At 23.7% G+C, this 1695-nt stretch carries 1 protein-coding gene; it reads right to left on the bottom strand.

Annotation, left to right across the window (positions count from 1 at the left end; genetic code table 11):
• The coding region (locus AWT72_RS08490; protein ID WP_067143604.1) for an IS1634 family transposase at nucleotides 1–1597 on the bottom strand (1597 nt) is incomplete at its 3' end.
• Nucleotides 1598–1695: the final 98 nt, after the last annotated feature.

Raw genomic sequence — 1695 nt, 5'->3', positions numbered from 1 at the left:
CCGAACTTATTCCTTCGCTCCATACATTAATATCTTTCTTATTTTCCATTTTTGATACTTTGTTTTGTATTATTCTCATTATTGTTAAGGCTATATAGCATACTAAAAAATGACCTTTTATATGTTCTTTAGTACTACAATACACAGGTCTTGTTTCTAACTCACTTTTAGTTATTCTAAAACAATTTTCTATTTGTGTTAGTCCCCTATATATTCTTAACATCTCGTCTTCTTTCATTTCTAAATCTGATGTTATTAATGTATAATAACCTAGATATTTTTGTTCTTCTTCTAGTTTTTTCATATTTATTTGTTTTATTTCTTTTGTATTTAGTATTTCTCCTGTCTTCTTATCTACTTGTATTGTTACTATATATTTATCTAATCCTTTCTTTTTACCTGCTGGTATTGATGATGGATTTTCTATATATTTATTCAATGTTTCAATAAAGGATTTCTTTTCTGCTAATTCCTTTTCATAATATTTTTTACTCCAAAATGCTAGCATTTTTTCTTTTATTTTTATCATTTTATTACTATCTGTATCTTTTACATTTCTTTCTACTATTTTAGACTTGTATTTGAAACCATTATTTTTTATTTCATAATCAAATTCATCAATTACCCATTTTTTAATTTTCTTATTACATTGTCTAACACCTTTTGCAAAAAGATAATCATTACCTAAACGCGTAACATTTAATTCGTTTCCACCATTAATCATACCTCTATCTGCAACAAACAAAATTTTCTTATTCTTAAATTCTGATGTACCATTTAATATTGGTGCAAGAGTTTTTTTATCTAATGTATTTCCACTAAAAAGTTCATATGATACTGGTATAGAGTTATTATCTAAAAACATACCCATTTGTATTATTGGGTCTTTTCTTCTTTCCTTTGATACTCCTAGTTTTCTAAGTCCACATTCTATTACTTCTCCTGTCTCTTCATCTATTACATCTTCATTTTTTTTATCAATTTCAAAGTAGTAATTGGTTACATCATAATACAAAAAATCATATTTTCTACCTATTTTACTTTCAATATTTTTATTCATAGAATTTATTATTTTATCTTTTTTACTATGAAATAGATCTAATACATCATATATTTCTCTAAAATCTTTTGAAGAAGTAATGTTAGATAAAAATATATCTTTATTTTCAAATGTTTTTATTTTACTACTTGGTTTTAATATCCTATTAAATACAAGTAATTTGGCTAAGCCTAGTACATCATATTTTAAATTTTTCCTAGATTTTTCTAATGTAAATATCTGACTTAATCCAAGTTCATTAAATATTTGGTTTAAGATTAAATAACCTATGTTTTTGACAACGGCTCTATCATTTTTGTTTAGATTTAAAAGAATTTTACCATTCAAATCAATATATGGTTCTAATCCAGGAATTAATGCAATACCATTTTTAAAATTTTCTCTTATCTCTTCAAATGAGTATTCATATTTATTTGAATTACCAAAACTTTTAATTAATCTTTTTACTACTTTAGTCTTTCCGTCTTTTTCTAATTTCATATTTTCTGATAACCTGTAGTAAGAATTACCCCTAGATTTATATCTTTCAAAATACATAATCAATCACCTCTTTTTTACATTTCAACACATATATATTATATCATAAAAAAGATGTTTTTGTCAACTAAAAAAGCTAGAATTTATCATTGTTTTTT

Source organism: Oceanivirga salmonicida (genome assembly GCF_001517915.1).
Taxonomy (GTDB): Bacteria; Fusobacteriota; Fusobacteriia; order Fusobacteriales; family Leptotrichiaceae; genus Oceanivirga; species Oceanivirga salmonicida.
The sequence above is the reverse complement of the archived record's forward strand: the minus strand, read 5'-3'. Positions and strand labels throughout refer to the sequence as shown.